Genomic DNA, 17,258 nt, shown 5'->3' with positions numbered 1-17,258 from the left:
GCAAATACGTAAAATTTAAAACCAAATAAAATGAAATTTTCAAAAACTTTAATTACTGGATTGGTATTGATGGCTGGGGTAAGTGCTTTCGCTCAAAAGAAAGCTGAAAAGTTTGAAAAACTACAGATTGAAATGTTCCCAAAAGCTAAAGAAGGATACAAACAAGTATATATTCAGCTTCCTGTAGCAAAAAATGAAAACGATTTAAAAGTAGAAGTTTTTGTAGGCGCTGAAAAAATGTTAGACTGCAACAATTACGCTTTAATGGGGGAAATGAAAAGTCAGGATCTTCAGGGATGGGGATACAACTATTATGAAGTAGAATCCAAAGGAGAAACAGCAGGAACATTAATGGGTTGTCTGGATAAAAAAATGACTAAAAAGTTTGTTACTCTTAAGCCGGAAATCGTAAGATACAACAGTAAACTGCCATTGGTATTCTATGTGCCAAAAGACATTGAAGTTCGTTACAGAGTTCTAAGACCTGATAATGGAATGAAAAAAGCAGTTCAAAAGTAAAATTTGCAAGCTTATTATAAACAGAAAACTCCTCACAGTGATGTGGGGAGTTTTCGCTTTTATATATGTTTATGTACATTATTATAACGCAATAGGTCGCAAGGTTTTTGAAGACAGCCAATCACAAAGACCTTTCACTAAACGATGAAGTTGTAAATTTCCTAGTTAAATGAAATGCCTTTGCGAACGAAATTATTTTCAATGTAGATTAAAGCTTTTTGCGATCTTCGCGTTAAAAGAATCAATATTTCATTCACCGGAACTCAGATTGATAGTAGTTTTTGTTGCATGTTATATTTTTGAATTTCCAGCTCAGAGTTTTTAAATGCCTTTGTATTCTATTAAAAAGAACCTTAAAAGAAGAGAGAGAAAAGTGGAGTTAAATTTTTTTTCAAGATTTTTTAGTTTTTAATTAACTTTTAAACGGTTTTGATAAGACTTTATTTTAAAGACTTTTATACTTAAACACATTTTAAACTTATTGTAAATTCATGGTTTTGTTAAATTATCTTTGAGTATTTTAACATTTTTTGCATTATATTTGTTATAAACATAAACCATGAAAAACAATTTATTGATTTTTACGTTTAGTTTTTTTGCTTTTCCTGCTTTTGGCTGGGCACAGTCTGCGCCGGACTTTAAAGAACTTCTGGATAGTGCAATGGTTCGCGACTCGAGCCTGAAGATGCAGATTACCCAAAACAAACTTACCGATCTTGACGAGCACAAGTTAAAAGATATTTTTCTTCCAACGTTGGAATTAAGCGGTAAAGCGGGTTACCTTAACGGAACAGCAAGACTTACGTCACCGGAAATTAATCTGGCCCCTTTCATCAATATCCCGGAAGGAACTTTTAACAACAATTTCAATGTATCAGGATTTTCTGGCGTTGCAAAAGCAGATGCCAAAATGCTTCTGTATTCAGGAGGTAAGGTAAAATACCTGAAAAAGGCAGTGGAAGAAAAAAAGAAATCCGAAGATATTCTGTTGGAAAAAACGAAAGATGAAGTGATGGCTACTATTTCAAAAGCCTATGACCAGCTGGCATTAATCCATCAGTCTAAAAAGGTATTGGATGAAAGTAAAAAAAGACTGGACATCAACAAAAAAACAGCCGATAAGGCATTAGGATACGGATTAATTACTCCTTATGACCATAAAAAAATTGAACTGGCACAAGCTACTTTAAATGCAAAAGTGGTAGAATATGAGGGGAAAAAAGAACTGCTTCTTACCCAGCTTTATATTTTAACGGGAATCGACAAGGAGCGTCTGAGAATGATTGATCCGGTATTGTCTCCTGTAGAACTTCTGGCCGCAGAAAAAGGAATAGAGCAGAGAGCAGAAGTTCGTGCCCTTGAGCATGGGATTGCTGCTGCAGATTACAAAATTAAGGCAGAGAAAACTTGGATGATTCCTAAAGTTCAGTTGATGGCCTCTGCTTATTATATCGGATTATATGGAAACCGTATTAAAAGTTCAGAAAATGTAGTTCCGGCTGTTCCATTACTTGGATATGAAGGGAAAAAACTGGATTGGAGCCCAAATAATATTAATGTCTTTCCATTGATTACAGCAGGAGTTGGATTTAAATGGGAAATTTTCGACGGAAAAGAAGGGAAACATGCTGAAGAAACAGCTAAAGTGGGGAAAGAAGTACTGCAGAATCAAAAAGAAGATGCATTAAAAAAACTATCATTGAATCTGGCGAATAACCAAACCAATTATGATATTGCAACCGCTCAGATCACTTTAAAAGCTAAAGAAAAAGAGCTGGCTAAAAATGCATTGGTGCAGGCTGAAAAAGAATTCAGATACGGAATGAGTAAATCATCCCAGCTTATTGATGCGGAAAATGATCTTGAAGCTTCAGAACTGGAATATCAGAACGCCATCTTCAATCAGAGAAGAGCGGGGATAGAGCTGATGAGAGCTACTCAGGAACTGGATATTACCAAATTTTATTTAATCCCATAAAAATTAAAATGATGCATAAAAATATAGCTATAGTCTTTGCTTCTCTGTTTTTACTGGGAAGTTGTGATAAGAAAAACGAAAAAATTAAAGAACCTGAAGGGAAAACCAAAAAGGATGTGATCTCTTTCGCTCCTAAAGTAACCGGAAGAATTTTAAAAATATATGTTGCTGAAGGGCAGACGGTAAAAAAAGGAGATACTCTGGCCCAGCTTGATGTGCCGGAAGTTTCTGCAAAAATAGCCCAGGCTCAGGGAGCGGTAAGTGCTGCAACAGCTCAGGAACAGATGGCTAAAAACGGAGCCACACCCGATCAGTTGAGACAGCTTCAGGCAAAATATAAAGGATTGAAAGAGCAATATGAATTTGCACAGAAATCTTACAGAAGAGCCAATAATATGTTCCGTGATAGCTTAATGTCTCCACAGGCACATGATGAAGTATATGCTAAACTTCAGGGGGCAAAAGCACAATATGATGCTGTAGTAGCAGAATTGGATGATGTGAACAGAGGAACCCGTTTTGAAAAAGTGGAAATGGCAGCAGGGCAGGCTTCCCAGGCAAAAGGAGCATTACAGGAAGCGAATGTAGCCTATTCGGAAAGATATATCATTGCTACCAATGATATGGAGATTGAAACCATCAGCTTAAATACAGGTGAATTGGCAACAGCAGGATTTGCTTTGTTCAATGGATATATTCCGGAAAGTACTTATTTTAGATTTACCGTTCCTGAAAGTGCTATTTCAAAATATAAAAAAGGGCAGAACGTGAATATGCAGATCGTTTACAACAAAGAAAGTCTTCAGGGAACTGTTGTTTATATCAAGCAGTTAACAAGATATGCAGATATTACTACAGCATACCCGGATTATCAGTTACAGGACGCTATTTACGAGATTAAAGTAAAGCCAACAGATATGAATAAGGCTAAAAGTCTTTTGGTAAATGCCAATGTGATCCTTAAATAATTATGAAATGAAACAGGACGGTTACCTTCAATAATTGCTGAGCTCCGTCCGGTTATTTAAAATATTAAAATATACAGATGAAAGAATTTTTCCGTCTTTTAAAACGCGAGTTCAAGCTTTTTTTCAGCAATTCAACCTTAAGAACAGTGTTCTTTGTGGCACCGATCTTTTATGCCACCTTGCTGGGGTTTGTCTACCAAAGCGGAAAAGTTGAAAACACACCTGTATTAGTGGTAGATAGAGATAATACCCCTTTATCTAACCAATTAACAGAAATGCTTGATGATAATAAGAGTATTAAAATCATCAAATATATCCAGGAGCCTCTGAGCATAAAAGATGAAGTCATCCGGCATGAGGCAGCAGCGGTGGTTATTATTCCATCCCGTTTTGAAGGCGATATGCTTCAGAAAAAATATCCTGAGCTGAATGTTTACATCAATACAGGAAACGTTTTAACGGCTAACTTTGCATCCAAAGCACTTCAGCTGACCATAGGAACATTCTCAGCCGGAGCATCCATCAAAGCTTTACAGAAAGCCGGAATGCCTGCAGCAAAAGCCGCAACGCAGTATGAGCCTTTCAAAGCCAATTATATTACCCTCTTCAATACTACTGGAAACTATCTGATCTTTATGTGGCCTGCCATGCTGGCTGTAGTATTACAACAGGTAATTCTTTTAGCGATGGCGGTAAGTTTTGCAGCAGAATTCCAAAGAGGATCTTTTGTGAAGGAATATGTGAAAATGAAAAGATGGGCATTCCCAACCATGCTGATTAAAGTAATTCCAATCTGGATATCTTCTATTCTTATTGTAGGTATTTATTACTTCATGCACATGATATTCAGGGTTCCGATGCCGGAAGGAATACTTAATTTTATTCTTCTGACAGCCGTTTTTGTAGGCTCCGTATCATTCCTTGGAGTATTCATCAGTATATTGATTCCGGATGCCTTAAAGGCTACACAGATTCTTATGGTAATTGCTTCTCCAGCCTTTATTATTAGTGGTTTTACATGGCCGTTAAGTGCAATGCCGGCATTCGTACAGTTTATTGCCAATATCATCCCATTAACTCCATTTTTACAGGCTTTTAAAATTCTTCTGATTCAGAAAGGATCTGTAGAACTTACTTTCCCATATCTGGAACATTTAAGTATTCTTTTAGTAGTATATGCCATCATAGGGTGGATTGCTTTAAAGATTAAGCTTTGGTTTATTTTCAAAAAAGCAGCACCGCAGGAAATTGCTCTGGAAGGAGCTTCTGAAGAGGAGACTGAATAAATTATATCAGTTTGAAAAGTACAAATACCGAATGATGACGATGGTTTTCATTCGGTATTTGCATTTATATTCTAAAATCCTAACACCTTAACATTTTTAAAACAACCCCGTCAAAAATTCTTTGAATTTTAGCCACCCCTCCAGAAGAGGGGAATTATCACGCATCGAATGTCGTTAAGGTAGAATAGCTGTGGAAAGAGATAAAACACCCGCAAACTCTAAAGCCCTCAAACTCTCAAACCCGTAGTACCCCGCAACAAAAAAATCTCCCACCATAAAAATCAAACAAAAAAACTGATATATTTGTCTGTAGTAAAAAACAGATCGTATATGGAAAATGTATTTGACGCAAAAGACGCTCAAAACTATATTGATAGAATAAACAGACTGGTAGAAGATACCCATGGACTATGGGGAAAGATGACGGTGGATCAGATGTTGGCGCACTGTTCTATTACTTATGAAATGGTTTATGAGCCAGAAAAACATAAAAAGCCGGGATCTATTGCAAAGTTCATTTTAAAAACTTTTGTGAAATCTAAAGTGGTAGGTGAAAAAGCCTATCCCAGAGATTCTCCTACAGCACCACAATTTTTAGTGACAGGAAGAAAAAACTTTGAAGAAGAAAAAAGAAGACTGATTGGTTTTATTCAAAAGACCCAACAGTTGGGAGCAGATGCTTTTGATGGCAAAGAATCTTTCTCTTTCGGAAAATTAAAAGCTCAGGAATGGAACAATATGTTTGCAAAACATCTGAACCACCACCTGGCTCAATTCGGAGTTTAAAAATCACGATATGAAAAAACTTTTATTGCTCTTCATTCTGGCAACCCAATTTGTATTGGCCCAAATGCCGGATATTTCAAACACCTGGCTGAATAATAGCAAGCCTTATATTGGGACTATTGGAAATAAGGGACAGGAGCTGAAGCTTAAAATCAATATTTCTGAACAGAACAAAAAGAATGATCAGGAGTATTTTGTTTCAGGATATTCTCTTGTAGATACCAATTATGCTAAGTTTGAAGGAACTATTACCATTTCAAAATATAAGGATTCTAAAAAGCAGGGAACTGTATTTGGAGAATATGAACTGGCTGAGGAGAATAAAGGGAAACATTCAGGTGTTTTTAAAGGACGATTTGTTTATAATTTCAAATGGAACAGGAAGACTGAAAAAGTAGAAGGACAGTATATTGAACTGATTGGCGACTGGAAAAGCTACGATGGAACGCTTACCTTCAAAACCCATCTGAAAAATCAATAAATCCAAAACAAATATTCAATAGTAAAAAATATGAAATTAGGAGCATTTTCAATCAGTCTGAGTGTAAAAGACCTTCAGAAATCCAAAGACTTTTACGAGAAATTGGGATTTACAACTATGGCCGGAGCCACTGAGCAAAACTATCTTATTATGAAAAACGGATCTACCTTAATAGGTCTGTTTCAGGCAATGTTTGACGGGAATATGCTTACATTTAATCCGGGATGGGATGAAAATGCCCAAAATCTTGAATCCTTTGATGATGTACGTGAAATTCAGAAAAGATTAAAGGAAAGTGGTATAGAGCTGGATAAAGAAGCAGATGAAACTACTTCAGGACCGGAACATATCTACCTTAAAGACCCGGATGGAAATATGATCCTGATCGATCAGCACAGATAAACAAAATTCAAAACAATTTAAAACTTAACTAAAAAAACAATCATGGCATCAGTAAACGTTTATTTAACATTCAACGGGAATTGCAGAGAAGCATTCGATTTTTATAAGTCGGTTTTCGGAGGAGAATATCCTTATATCGGAACTTTTGGTGAAATGCCGCCAATGGAAGGAAAAGAGCTTCCTGAAGAAGATAAGAACAAAATTATGCACGTTACCCTTCCTATTTCCAAAGAAACCGTATTAATGGGAAGTGATACAGGTGGAGAGTGGGCTTCTAATTTTAAAGAAGGAAACAATTTTTCCATCTCTATTAATGCAGAATCTAAAGAAGAAGCAGAGAAATTATTTAATGGACTTTCTGTAGGCGGTCAGGTAACAATGCCATTGGCAGACACTTTCTGGGGAGCTTACTTCGGAATGTTTACCGATAAATTTGGGATCAACTGGATGGTAAACTATGATGACCCTGCTAAAATGCAGCAGCATCCATAATATTAATATTTTGTATCTGAGATATAGTGATAAGTTACCGGCAGTTTTACTGTCGGTTTTTTGTTTGATGATATATTTGCATCCCGAAATTTTTTAAATTTGAATAAAGATAAGAATATTTAATTACAGATAGAATGATGAAATTTACCATTGAAGATATTAAAACTGAACATCAGAAAGTAAAAAGTGGAGCAGACTTTCCTCGATATATTAAAGCTATTAAAAACCTTGGTGTATCTCATTATACAACTTATGTAGAAAATGGGAATACCGAATATTTTGATAACAATAATCAATCTGCCCATACAGGTGATAAGTATGAAAAACTTACTGTTGCGGAGAAGGTAAATTTTGAGAATTTTAAAACAAGATTGAAACTTCATCAGCAGGGTGGTACTGATTATATGACATTCTGTAAAGACTGTGCAGAAAATGGAATTGATGGCTGGGTGATGAATCTGGAGGCAATGATCTGTACTTATTTTGATAGAGACGGGAAAGAAATTCTGGTAGAACAGATTCCTGGGTAAAACTGCCGGAATTGGATAGATGCCAGATTTAAAGTGTCTTAAAATTAAACCTCGATCAGGACAATCCTAAAATATCGTTTGCTATTATTGATTTAAAATATTAATTTTGTTAAAAACGATAGATAATAGTAATAAGCATGAGAAAGGTTTTCACGAAGTTGGCATTCACGGTATTGAGCTTGGGCTCGGTTTTAACATGGGCACAAAAAAATGATCTGGGTGCGTGGTATATGTATTTTGGAAATAATAAGATCAGTAAAAAACTGAACTGGCACAATGAAGTTCAGTACAGAAATTTTGATGCTATTGGAGATCTGGAACAACTCTTAATCCGTACCGGAATTGGATATGATCTTACTGAAAACAATAATAACGTGTTATTGGGATATGGTTTCATCCTGAGCCAGCCGTATGTGAACGGAGAAAAAAAGGAAAATATAGAACACAGAATTTTCCAGCAATACATTACTAAGCAGAAGTTTGGGCGTTTTAATCTTCAACACCGTTATCGTTTGGAAGAACGTTTCCTGGAAGATGATTTTAGAATGAGATTTCGCTATATGCTGGGACTGAATATTCCGATTACTCAAAAAGAAATGCTGCCGAAAACATTGTACGCATCTGTATATAATGAGGTTTTCCTGCATTTCAACAGTCCTGTTTTTGATAGAAACAGAGTCTATGGTGCTTTAGGCTATGTGATTAACAAAAACATGAGAATTGAGGCCGGATATATGAATCAGATTCAGGAAAACAGAAACAGAGGACAAATTCAGATTGGTTTTTATAACAATATCCCGTTTACGAAAAACTAATATTGACTGTTTCTGATGAATGCGCTGATGGAAAAGCTTTTATTTAAAAGATATTGATTAAAAATTAACACAAAAAACAACACATAATGCATTCAGGAAAAAGATTTGGCGCAAGGGAATTTATCAGCTGGACACGCCGCAGTATCTACGCTTTAATTGTATTGGCCGCAATACCTACCATCTTATATTTTTTAGGCTGGAAATTTCTTTCAGTACCTTGGCAGCCCATTGCTATTATGGGAACTGCAGTAGCTTTTATTGTAGGGTTTAAGAACAATGCCAGTTACAGCAGACTTTGGGAAGCCAGGCAGATCTATGGAGCTATTATCAATGACAGTCGCAGTTTTGGATATATTTTAAGAGACTCTCTTGGAGGAAAAGATACAGGTAAAGTAAAAGAAATGTTCCTTCGTCATTATGCATGGCTTACGGCATTAAGATTTCAACTCAGAGAACCAAGAGTGTGGGAGAATACCGGAACCGCTCAGTTTGATGAATATGCAAAAAAATATGATATTCCGGAAAGGATTTCAAAACTTGATGATGAGCTTAAAAAATACCTTTCAGAAACAGAACTTCAGTATATTCTGAGCAAAAAAAACAGAGCGACCCAATTGATGGCCAGCCAAAGTAAAGAATTGTCTGAAGCTTATGAAAAAGGAGAAATTAATGATTTTCAATGGACTCAGATTAATCAGCAGTTGGTAAAATTTACCGACAGCCAGGGAAAAGCAGAAAGAATTAAAAACTTTCCTTATCCGAGGAATTTTTCATCCATTACAACCTATCTTTTGTTGTTGTTCATTGTATTTGTCCCTTTTGGATTATTAAAAGAATTTGATAAGCTGGGAGAAGGTTCCATAGTGGAAGGATGGACCATCTGGTTCAATATTCCTTTCTCATTATTGGTAACCTGGTGTTTCCATACCTTAGACAGTGTAGGAGAGGCATCCGTAAACCCTTTTGAAGGAAGTGCTAATGATGTTCCTATTACCCAAATTAGCCGTACCATTGAAATTGATATGAGAGATATGCTGGATGAAACCGATCTTCCGCCAGCAATTACTCCCAAAAACAATATTGTACTTTAAATTAAAAGACTGAGAAATAACGAAGTTAAATTGAAATCTGCGTTATCTGCAAAATCTGCGTGAGATAAAAATTTACAGGTTGAGATAAACAGCAAACCACATAAGTTAGCTTTTCTAGTTGTAACAAAAAATAATACTTAAAAAAACTAAATCGAAATGATTCACAGTTATGTTATAATATCCATTGTAGTCTTACTGTCTGTAATGATATTAGTAATGATCGGGCAGAAACTGAAAGTGGCTTATCCTATTTTCCTGGTGATTGCAGGATTACTGATAAGCTTCGTTCCAGGAATGCCGCGTGTAGAGATAGAACCGGATCTTGTTTTTCTTATTTTCCTTCCGCCTATTTTATTTGAAGCGGCATGGTTTACCTCATGGCAGGACTTTCATAAATGGAGAAAGCAGATCTTTTCCATGGCTTTTGGATTGGTGTTTTTAACATCAATAGTTGTTGCTTACCTTTCATCTTCCATTATTCCCGGGCTTACCGTAGCAATGGGATTCCTGTTAGGTGGAGTGAATTCTCCACCGGATGCTGTAGCTGCTACTTCAGTATTAAAACATATGAAAATTCCTAAAAAGATAACAAGTATCCTGGAAGGAGAAAGTTTGATTAATGATGCATCCAGTTTAATTGTCTTTAAATTTGCTCTGGCTGCTGTTATTTCTGGCCAGTTTATCTGGAGAGATGCAGTGCAGGATTTCTTTACCATGGCTATAGGCGGAATTGCAGTAGGAGTGGCAGTAGGTTTTCTGTTTGGGGCGCTGTTGAGGATTATTCCTACTAATTCCAATATAGATACCGTAATTACCTTGATTGTTCCTTACATTATGTATGTAGGAGCAGAACACTTCCATTTTTCAGGAGTATTGGCAGTAGTTGCCGGGGGATTATTGATGTCTTACAATTCACACTGTTATCTAAGTCATACCTCAAGAATTCAGTCCGGAAATGTATGGAGTGTCCTTATATTTCTGATGAATACCATCATTTTTATCCTCATCGGCCTTGAATTACCAATTGTTGTAGAAGGATTAACAGATTATACCATTTCAGAAGGAATTTTTTACAGTGTGGTAATTGGTGGAGCTATTATCGGAACCAGGATTGTCTACAGTTATGCGTTGATGTATTTCCCAAGGCTTTGTTCTAAAGAATTAAGGTTAAAAGTCCCAAAACCGGATTGGAGAGAACCTTTTATCATCAGTTTTGCAGCCATGAGAGGTGTGGTATCATTGGCGGCAGCTTTATCAATACCTGCTTTTTTACCTAACGGAGATGCATTTCCACACCGAAATATCATTCTATTTGTAACTTTCGTTATCATTCTGATTACTTTGGTAGGACAGGGTCTATTACTATCTCCGATTCTTAAATTATTGAATATCCAGGATGCAGGAAGTGAACTGCCTGAAGAAAAACAAGAAGTTATCCTGATGCGTAAGCTTAAAGAAACAGCTTTGCATAAACTGGATAATGATTTTTCTGAATTGGCCGTATCTAACAGCCTTGTTCGTCACCAAAAGCATAAACTGGAAAACGAAATGATGCTGATGGCAGATAAAGCCCAATGTATGGCTTCTACCGGAGATTATGTTACGGCGATTAATCAGAATAAAGATGTATTGCGTCAGATCATTCAGGCTCAGAGAAATGAATTACACAGAATGAAAAAAGAGAAAATATTTGACGATCATGTGATGAGAACCATTGAAATGCAGCTGGATTTTGATGAAGCCAAGATTACTGGTTTTTCTCATTGATAAACTGGAACTTTTACGATAAAGTAAAATAAAGACATAAAAGTCACAAAAGAATTCAACCTAAGTCTGAAATTAAGGTTAACTTGCATAAGACTCACGAAGGGAAAATCTGTAGATTTTCAAACTTAAGTGCTCTTCTCAGTAGTAAGAATATTAACTTTAAAATAACTTAAGTATTCAGATTCTTTTGTGACTTTTGCGGTTAAAAATAATAGAGTAGTTCATTCAAACTTTAATACTATGAATACACCAATCACCGTTCAATACAAAATAAATGCGCCCATCGAAAAGGTTTGGAAAGCATTAACTGATAGAAATGAAATGAAGTCCTGGTATTTTGATATTCAGGATTTTGAACCAACGGTAGGCAAAACATTTAATTTCTACGAACCGGGAGGTGAAAATAAATACCATCATCAGGGTGAAGTTTTAGAGATTATTCCCAATCAAAAACTAAAGCATACTTGGTCTTATCCTGATTTTTCAGATCAAAAAACAACTGTTACATGGGAGCTTCAACCTGAAGATGACGGAATTCTGGTGAGACTCACTCATGATGATATTGAAAATTTCAAAGAGCTGGGAGAAGGCTTTTCAAGAGAAAACTTTACAGGTGGCTGGAATTCAATTGTAGGTCAAAGTTTAAAAGAATATTTAGAAAAATAAAAAAATGATAGCATTACAGCCTTTTCATATTAAGGACGCATCGGCATTAATTTCAAACATTAAAGATCAAAGGGAACTGCTTCAGTTTGCCGGGCCTATGTACTGTTTTCCTTTAACGGAAGAACAGCTTGAAGGAGATTTATCTGATGAAAACAGAACCCTTTTCAAAATAGTTGATGTTGAAAATCAAAATACAATTGGTCATGCTCAGATATTTTTAAAAGAAAAAACCTTTCTGTTGGGAAGAATCCTTATTTGGGATGAAAACAACCGTGGAAAAGGCTATGGGAAAAAAGTAATGCAGGAACTCCTGAAATACGGATTCAGTAATTTAAACAGAGAACTGGCAGAACTTAATGTATACGACTGGAATACCGGAGCCATTGAATGCTATAAAAAAGTAGGGTTCTCTATTGATCCGGATGTAAAGAATGAAGTGAAAATAGATGATGAAACCTGGGTTTCAATCAATATGAAGATTCAAAAAGAAGCTTTTGAAGTATAGAAATCATGAGCAGATTTACAGGGCTTCGTCCCATGCTTTGGACTGAAAATTTGGATGAAACCATAGGGTTTTATACACATATTTTAGGCTTTGAATTACTGAGCAGAAACGATGAATGGCAGTGGGCATCACTTCAAAAAAATGAGGTCTACATTATGCTTGCTCGGCCTAATGAGCATGAAAAACCAGTGGCTATAGGTTTTACCGGATCATTTTATTTTAATGTAGATAAAGTAGATGAATTATGGGAAGATCTTAAAACAAAGGCCAAAATCTGTTATAAAATTGAGACTTTTGAATGGGGAATGAGAGAGTTTGCAATATACGATAACAACGGATATATCCTACAATTTAGTGAACCCGTGGATAATATTGGCAATACGGAATAAAATTTGCTATTTTTGGGGAAATATTTAGAAAGTCAATGAAAAAAAATATAATAGCGGGTTTCGCAGCCATTTTATTACTGGCATCTTGTAACAAGAATAAAGAGATTCTTGATACATTAAACACCTATAATAATTCAATGGTGGAAAAGGGATATCATTTTGGGGATAAACTTCAGCTTCCGAAAGAGGTAACGGAAAATGCAGAAAGCATAACCATCAGCTTTGGAGATAAAGAAACTACAGACCTTACTATTGATCCTAAGTTTTTTACTTTAGGAGATAATGCAGTAACTTTTAATGTTAAGACCAAAGGTGGGGAAGTATTGAACCAGGATGCAACCATCAATGTTTTTGCAAAAAATCCTGAAAAAAATATTGCGTACCAGATTGTAGCAGAATATCCTCACGATCCTAAAAACTTTGTGCAGGGATTTCAGGCAGATGGAAATACAATTTACGAAAGTGACGGGCAAAACGGATCTTCACAGATTTTAAAATATACACTTGGAACAACTACACCCCTTGCTTCTACTAAGCAGGCTCCGGAAGATTTTTCTGAAGGAAGTACTATTGTTGGAGACAAAGTGTATCAGTTGACATGGCAAAGTAAAAAAGGATACATTTATGATAAGAGTTCCCTGAAATTACTTTCAGAATTTGCTTACCCAAATGTATTAGGAGAAGGTTGGGGACTTACCTATGACGGGAAAAACCTGATTGCATCAGATGGAAGTAAGTTATTATATTTCCTGGATGCTAATGATCCTTCAAAATTGATCAAATATATTGCTGTAGCAGGTAGCTCACAAGCTTATGACCAACTTAACGAGCTGGAATATCACAATGGGTTTGTGTATGCTAACGTGTGGCAAAAACCAATCATTCTGAAAATTGATCCTAAAACCGGAGAAGTAGTGGGTACATTTGATTTCACTGAAATTGCAAAACAAAATACCAAAGGAAGTGATGATGTATTGAACGGTATTGCTTTCAAAGGAGAAAATATGTTGGTGACAGGGAAGAACTGGCCGAAGATTTATGAAGTTGTTATCAAATAAGAAAAGTTTCATAACAATTTCTATCCGAATAAAATAAAGTATGTAAATTGGTAGCGTTCCGTGAGGAGCGCTATCTTAGTAAAAAGAATTTTGAGATTAATCTACCTGATATGCATTTTCATCTTCTGTACCTCTGCGGCGCAGAACGTTCTGCCTTTGGATACTTTGAAACTAAAAGAGGCCAAAGATATGCTTGCCGACGACTACGGAAATCTGTACATCTATAAAAATAAAGATTTTAGCTTTACCAAATATGACTCTCTAGGGAAGCAAATCGGGAAAATGATGCTTACCGTTCCCTATAAAGTACAAACGGTCCAAAATCCATTAAATGTACCTTTGTTTTCTGAAAATGCTCAGGAAATGAAGTTTGTGGATCAGAATATGAATGAAATCCAAAAGATTGACTTCAAACAGAAGTTTGGCTTTATCAGAATGGCTTATGCTGAAGATTTACAACAGTTATGGTTATTGGACGACAGTACAAAACGTCTGATACAATATAACTTCAGAAATGATACAACCATCAATTCTTTTCCTTTTGACATCAGTTTCGAGGATCTGATGGATTTGCTGGTGTATGAAACCAAGGTATATGTTCTTACCAAAAAACATATCAGAATTTATAATCTGAAGTTTGAAAAACTGTTTGAAGCCCCGGTGGATAACGGAAAAAGATTCAGAAGAGAGAATGATAATATATTGGTTGTTGCCAATAATTCCATCTTAAAATATGTTCCTGAGAAAGGGCTGAGTATTGTTTTTGACGATCCTGAAGCGCAAATTGTGGATAAAAACATCCTTTCTTATTTTGAAATCAAGGGAAACAAGCTCTATCTTTACAGCCTTGAAAAAGTAAAGAAAGCCAGACAGCAAAAACAACAGGAACTTGAACTTCAAATCATAGAACAATCTAGCGGGAAACCTTTAGAAAATGTGAAAGAAAAGTCCAACGAAACAGAGGTAGACAAGAAACCTTCTGATAATACATTGGAACAACTGATTGAAGAAACTTCCGAAGTTCAGGCAGCAGGCGTAGAAAAACTTATCAATTAATCAGTAAATACAAGGAAAAAGATTATTATGCATATTGCAGTTACAGGAAACATTGGAGCCGGAAAAACAACTTTAACCACTATGCTTTCTAAGCATTACGGATGGGATGCACAGTTTGAAGACGTAGATCACAACCCTTATCTTGAAGATTTTTATTCAGATATGAGCAAGTGGAGTTTTGCACTGCAGGTATATTTTCTGGGAAGCAGATTCCGCCAGGTAAAAGAGATCAGAGAAAGTGGTAAAAACATTATTCAGGACCGTACCATTTATGAAGATGCACACATCTTTGCTGAAAACTTAAATGATATGAATCTTCTTTCAGACAGGGATTTTAATAACTATTCATCTGTTTTTGATCTGATGAAATCGTTTGTTTCAGCACCGGATCTTTTAATTTATCTGAAATCTGACGTTCCGAACCTGGTAAAAAAGATTTACAAAAGAGGACGTGAGTACGAAGCGTCTATCAGCATAGAATACCTTTCAAAATTGAATCAGAAATATGAAAAATGGATTTCCAACTATACAGAAGGAAAACTGTTGATTATTGAAGTGGACGATTTGGATTTCGTTGAAAAACCGGAAGACTTCGGATTAATTTTGGAAAAAATTGAAACAGAACTGCACGGATTGTTTTAACAAACTTTTATCAGAACATTAAGACAACGTCCATTCAATTCTTGTTACATTTGTGATAAGCAAGTTTAATTTTTAAAATAATTAGAAATGTTAGTGAAGGTTTTACATAACGGAAATTGCTCAAAATCAAATGCAGTATTGGAGTATCTTGATGAAAACGGAGTGTCTTTCGAGATTATTAATATTATTGAAGATCCGTTAAGTATTCTGGAGATCAAAACCGTATTGAAAAAGCTTAATCAGAGTGTCTTTCATATCATTCGGAAGACAGATAAGCTGTACACTGAAAACTATGCAGACAAAAACTATTCAGAAGAAGAATGGATCAAAATTCTCTCTGAAAATCCATCCCTGATCCAGAGACCTATTCTGGTAAAAGGCTCAGTAGCCATGTTAGGAAGACCTATTGAGAATGTAAAGTTCTTTATTGAGAAATAATAAATATACATAAAATCTGCGGCTGTTTCAAAGAAACAGCCGCAGATTTATTTTTAGAGATGCCCTGATTGGGAATCAGGGTTAAAATTAAAAAGACTGTCATCTGACAGCCTTTTTTTATTTTACAATAGAATTACGCCTTCTATTTTTGCTACTTCCTGATAAATTTTCACAACCTGATCAGCATCTAAAACAAATGCATTAATGTTGCAGGCAGTGTATTTCCCATTTTTGCTTTCGCGGTTTCCTAATGTAAATTTAATACCATCAAAAACTTTGTAAATTTCAGTAAGTTTTGATTGGTCTGTAGGAATAATAAATTTAAATAAATAATCCTCAGGAAAATCATGATGACCTTCCAGTTTTTCCTTTAAAGATTTATAGAAATCTTCAGGACTTGCGTGTTGATTTCCTTGTAATATATCCATCTGCAGTTCTTAATATAATATATAAATATAACGAAATTTTTCCTATTTTCCAAATGGCCCTAATAGAGACTTGGAGTTCTGATGTTCATAATCTTCAATGATATTGAAGAGTCCGGCTACCAGTTGTTCAGAAGCAAGTTGGCTTAATCCGCCTGCGTTAACTGTATTTTGATTACCCCCTAAAAGACTTCCCAGGAAATTATTTCCGGCTAAAGCAGTGTTGATGGTTTTTACAATACCATATTCATTCAGTTTTTCATCTACTTTGGGAGCAATGGCTGCAATAAGCTGTTGTGATGTTTTCTCTTTTAGAATTTGTGTAGCAGTAGTGCCTTCAATAATTCGGGTTACATCCTGAGCGTTTAGGCTGTTTACAGCGCCCTGTAGAATAGGTCTCGAAGTATTTACAGTATAAGCAGCTGTCTGGGCAATGAAATCTCTTTCCTTAGCAACCAGTGACGGAGCAATTTTTTCTAACATAGAGTTGATTTCTCTAAGCTGTTTGGGAAGAGCCTTATCTACCATATTATTCTGTAAAAAAGCTTCTTTATTAGTGTAAACACCCATTCCTTTGTCAATACCATTAAGCAACATTCTTTTAATAATGGAAAGTCCCATGTCCGAAGTGGCAAGCGTTGTACAGGATTGTACAGTGGTGGTAATAACGGCACCGGTTCCCATTATAAGAGCCGCTGCAATGATATATTTTTTCATTGATCTTTTTTATTGCTTTTTTCAAAAACTGCACCAAAGGTAAATACTATTATCTATTTAACAAAATATTAATGATTAGTGAATTATTTGGTGATTTTTTTGTTAAAAACACGTTTTTGTTATTGGAGATATGATATTGAATTGATGGTTATTTTGGTTTTAAATTTATAAAATGTGATTTTATTGAATATTTTGTTTAATAAAATATAATTGTTTTTGAATTTTTAAGATATATTAACATGTTTCG

The 17,258-nt window shown here is 35.4% G+C and carries 21 protein-coding genes; 19 read left to right on the top strand and 2 right to left on the bottom strand.

All coding sequences use genetic code 11. The features are described from left to right. Positions 1-30: 30 nt before the first annotated feature. From eco to BOQ64_RS17140, 19 genes are all read left to right on the top strand, one after another. A complete protein-coding gene (gene eco / locus BOQ64_RS17230; protein ID WP_129058417.1) occupies positions 31-519 on the top strand; it encodes a serine protease inhibitor ecotin in 489 nt (162 codons plus the stop codon). 559 nt (positions 520-1,078) lie between these two features. Then, on the top strand, positions 1,079-2,497 hold the full coding sequence (locus tag BOQ64_RS17225) for a TolC family protein (RefSeq protein WP_129058416.1): 1,419 nt from the start codon (positions 1,079-1,081) through the stop codon (positions 2,495-2,497). A gap of 11 nt (positions 2,498-2,508) precedes the next feature. After that, positions 2,509-3,465, top strand: a complete 957-nt coding sequence (locus BOQ64_RS17220) for an HlyD family secretion protein (RefSeq protein WP_129058573.1) — start codon at positions 2,509-2,511, stop codon at positions 3,463-3,465. A gap of 77 nt (positions 3,466-3,542) precedes the next feature. Continuing rightward, positions 3,543-4,751 carry an ABC transporter permease gene (locus BOQ64_RS17215; RefSeq protein WP_129058415.1) on the top strand — a complete coding sequence of 403 codons (1,209 nt, stop codon included), beginning with the start codon at positions 3,543-3,545 and terminating at the stop codon, positions 4,749-4,751. Between the two features lie 330 nt (positions 4,752-5,081). Next, positions 5,082-5,537, top strand: a complete 456-nt coding sequence (locus BOQ64_RS17210; protein ID WP_129058414.1) for a DUF1569 domain-containing protein — start codon at positions 5,082-5,084, stop codon at positions 5,535-5,537. 10 nt (positions 5,538-5,547) lie between these two features. After that, positions 5,548-6,018 carry a hypothetical protein gene (locus BOQ64_RS17205; RefSeq protein ID WP_129058413.1) on the top strand — a complete coding sequence of 157 codons (471 nt, stop codon included), beginning with the start codon at positions 5,548-5,550 and terminating at the stop codon, positions 6,016-6,018. Positions 6,019-6,048: 30 nt separating this feature from the next. After that, positions 6,049-6,420, top strand: coding sequence for a VOC family protein (locus tag BOQ64_RS17200; protein ID WP_129058412.1), 372 nt, complete (start codon positions 6,049-6,051; stop codon positions 6,418-6,420). A 42-nt stretch (positions 6,421-6,462) separates the two neighbouring features. After that, the gene (locus BOQ64_RS17195) at positions 6,463-6,912 is read left to right on the top strand and encodes a VOC family protein (protein WP_129058411.1); all 450 of its coding nucleotides are present in this window, start codon (positions 6,463-6,465) and stop codon (positions 6,910-6,912) included. 134 nt (positions 6,913-7,046) lie between these two features. After that, positions 7,047-7,442, top strand: coding sequence for a DUF1398 domain-containing protein (locus BOQ64_RS17190; protein WP_228448438.1), 396 nt, complete (start codon positions 7,047-7,049; stop codon positions 7,440-7,442). A gap of 137 nt (positions 7,443-7,579) precedes the next feature. Then, positions 7,580-8,257, top strand: a complete 678-nt coding sequence (locus BOQ64_RS17185) for a DUF2490 domain-containing protein (protein WP_129058410.1) — start codon at positions 7,580-7,582, stop codon at positions 8,255-8,257. An 86-nt stretch (positions 8,258-8,343) separates the two neighbouring features. Then, positions 8,344-9,348, top strand: coding sequence for a bestrophin family protein (locus BOQ64_RS17180; protein WP_129058409.1), 1,005 nt, complete (start codon positions 8,344-8,346; stop codon positions 9,346-9,348). A 156-nt stretch (positions 9,349-9,504) separates the two neighbouring features. Beyond that, positions 9,505-11,115 (top strand): Na+/H+ antiporter, encoded by a 1,611-nt coding sequence (locus BOQ64_RS17175; RefSeq protein ID WP_129058408.1) that lies wholly within the window; start codon positions 9,505-9,507, stop codon positions 11,113-11,115. 240 nt (positions 11,116-11,355) lie between these two features. Next, positions 11,356-11,781, top strand: a complete 426-nt coding sequence (locus BOQ64_RS17170; RefSeq protein ID WP_129058407.1) for an SRPBCC family protein — start codon at positions 11,356-11,358, stop codon at positions 11,779-11,781. Positions 11,782-11,785: 4 nt separating this feature from the next. Then, positions 11,786-12,286, top strand: a complete 501-nt coding sequence (locus BOQ64_RS17165; RefSeq protein ID WP_129058406.1) for a GNAT family N-acetyltransferase — start codon at positions 11,786-11,788, stop codon at positions 12,284-12,286. 5 nt (positions 12,287-12,291) lie between these two features. Further along, a complete protein-coding gene (locus BOQ64_RS17160) occupies positions 12,292-12,675 on the top strand; it encodes a VOC family protein (RefSeq protein ID WP_129058405.1) in 384 nt (127 codons plus the stop codon). Positions 12,676-12,710: 35 nt separating this feature from the next. Then, positions 12,711-13,733, top strand: coding sequence for a glutaminyl-peptide cyclotransferase (locus BOQ64_RS17155; RefSeq protein WP_129058404.1), 1,023 nt, complete (start codon positions 12,711-12,713; stop codon positions 13,731-13,733). Between the two features lie 90 nt (positions 13,734-13,823). Continuing rightward, complete coding sequence (locus tag BOQ64_RS17150) at positions 13,824-14,789, top strand: hypothetical protein (protein ID WP_129058403.1); 966 nt, start codon at positions 13,824-13,826, stop codon at positions 14,787-14,789. Between the two features lie 27 nt (positions 14,790-14,816). Continuing rightward, the gene (locus BOQ64_RS17145) at positions 14,817-15,431 is read left to right on the top strand and encodes a deoxynucleoside kinase (protein ID WP_068943809.1); all 615 of its coding nucleotides are present in this window, start codon (positions 14,817-14,819) and stop codon (positions 15,429-15,431) included. 87 nt (positions 15,432-15,518) lie between these two features. Then, a complete protein-coding gene (locus BOQ64_RS17140; protein WP_129058402.1) occupies positions 15,519-15,869 on the top strand; it encodes an ArsC/Spx/MgsR family protein in 351 nt (116 codons plus the stop codon). A gap of 122 nt (positions 15,870-15,991) precedes the next feature. On the opposite strand, the gene BOQ64_RS17135 is transcribed toward BOQ64_RS17140, so the two are convergent. After that, on the bottom strand, positions 15,992-16,297 hold the full coding sequence (locus tag BOQ64_RS17135; protein WP_129058401.1) for a DUF493 family protein: 306 nt from the start codon (positions 16,295-16,297) through the stop codon (positions 15,992-15,994). Between the two features lie 42 nt (positions 16,298-16,339). Beyond that, positions 16,340-17,011: a DUF4197 family protein gene (locus BOQ64_RS17130; RefSeq protein WP_129058400.1), complete on the bottom strand. Its 672-nt coding sequence runs from the start codon at positions 17,009-17,011 to the stop codon at positions 16,340-16,342. Positions 17,012-17,258 lie beyond the last annotated feature (247 nt).

Origin of the sequence: Chryseobacterium sp. CH25 (assembly GCF_004119455.1) — a bacterium.
In the GTDB taxonomy this organism is placed as follows: domain Bacteria; phylum Bacteroidota; class Bacteroidia; order Flavobacteriales; family Weeksellaceae; genus Chryseobacterium.
Note: the sequence above shows the minus strand (reverse complement) of the source record. Positions and strands in the feature narration are given on the sequence as shown.

Excerpts from the sequence above, each read along its gene's own strand:
- eco (WP_129058417.1), top strand. The coding sequence starts at position 31 with ATGAAATTTTCAAAAACTTTAATTACTGGATTGGTATTGATGGCTGGG.
- BOQ64_RS17225 (WP_129058416.1), top strand. The coding sequence starts at position 1,079 with ATGAAAAACAATTTATTGATTTTTACGTTTAGTTTTTTTGCTTTTCCT.
- BOQ64_RS17220 (WP_129058573.1), top strand. The coding sequence starts at position 2,509 with ATGCATAAAAATATAGCTATAGTCTTTGCTTCTCTGTTTTTACTGGGA.
- BOQ64_RS17215 (WP_129058415.1), top strand. The coding sequence starts at position 3,543 with ATGAAAGAATTTTTCCGTCTTTTAAAACGCGAGTTCAAGCTTTTTTTC.
- BOQ64_RS17210 (WP_129058414.1), top strand. The coding sequence starts at position 5,082 with ATGGAAAATGTATTTGACGCAAAAGACGCTCAAAACTATATTGATAGA.
- BOQ64_RS17205 (WP_129058413.1), top strand. The coding sequence starts at position 5,548 with ATGAAAAAACTTTTATTGCTCTTCATTCTGGCAACCCAATTTGTATTG.
- BOQ64_RS17200 (WP_129058412.1), top strand. The coding sequence starts at position 6,049 with ATGAAATTAGGAGCATTTTCAATCAGTCTGAGTGTAAAAGACCTTCAG.
- BOQ64_RS17195 (WP_129058411.1), top strand. The coding sequence starts at position 6,463 with ATGGCATCAGTAAACGTTTATTTAACATTCAACGGGAATTGCAGAGAA.
- BOQ64_RS17190 (WP_228448438.1), top strand. The coding sequence starts at position 7,047 with ATGATGAAATTTACCATTGAAGATATTAAAACTGAACATCAGAAAGTA.
- BOQ64_RS17185 (WP_129058410.1), top strand. The coding sequence starts at position 7,580 with ATGAGAAAGGTTTTCACGAAGTTGGCATTCACGGTATTGAGCTTGGGC.
- BOQ64_RS17180 (WP_129058409.1), top strand. The coding sequence starts at position 8,344 with ATGCATTCAGGAAAAAGATTTGGCGCAAGGGAATTTATCAGCTGGACA.
- BOQ64_RS17175 (WP_129058408.1), top strand. The coding sequence starts at position 9,505 with ATGATTCACAGTTATGTTATAATATCCATTGTAGTCTTACTGTCTGTA.
- BOQ64_RS17170 (WP_129058407.1), top strand. The coding sequence starts at position 11,356 with ATGAATACACCAATCACCGTTCAATACAAAATAAATGCGCCCATCGAA.
- BOQ64_RS17165 (WP_129058406.1), top strand. The coding sequence starts at position 11,786 with ATGATAGCATTACAGCCTTTTCATATTAAGGACGCATCGGCATTAATT.
- BOQ64_RS17160 (WP_129058405.1), top strand. The coding sequence starts at position 12,292 with ATGAGCAGATTTACAGGGCTTCGTCCCATGCTTTGGACTGAAAATTTG.
- BOQ64_RS17155 (WP_129058404.1), top strand. The coding sequence starts at position 12,711 with ATGAAAAAAAATATAATAGCGGGTTTCGCAGCCATTTTATTACTGGCA.
- BOQ64_RS17145 (WP_068943809.1), top strand. The coding sequence starts at position 14,817 with ATGCATATTGCAGTTACAGGAAACATTGGAGCCGGAAAAACAACTTTA.
- BOQ64_RS17140 (WP_129058402.1), top strand. The coding sequence starts at position 15,519 with ATGTTAGTGAAGGTTTTACATAACGGAAATTGCTCAAAATCAAATGCA.
- BOQ64_RS17135 (WP_129058401.1), bottom strand. The coding sequence starts at position 16,297 with ATGGATATATTACAAGGAAATCAACACGCAAGTCCTGAAGATTTCTAT.
- BOQ64_RS17130 (WP_129058400.1), bottom strand. The coding sequence starts at position 17,011 with ATGAAAAAATATATCATTGCAGCGGCTCTTATAATGGGAACCGGTGCC.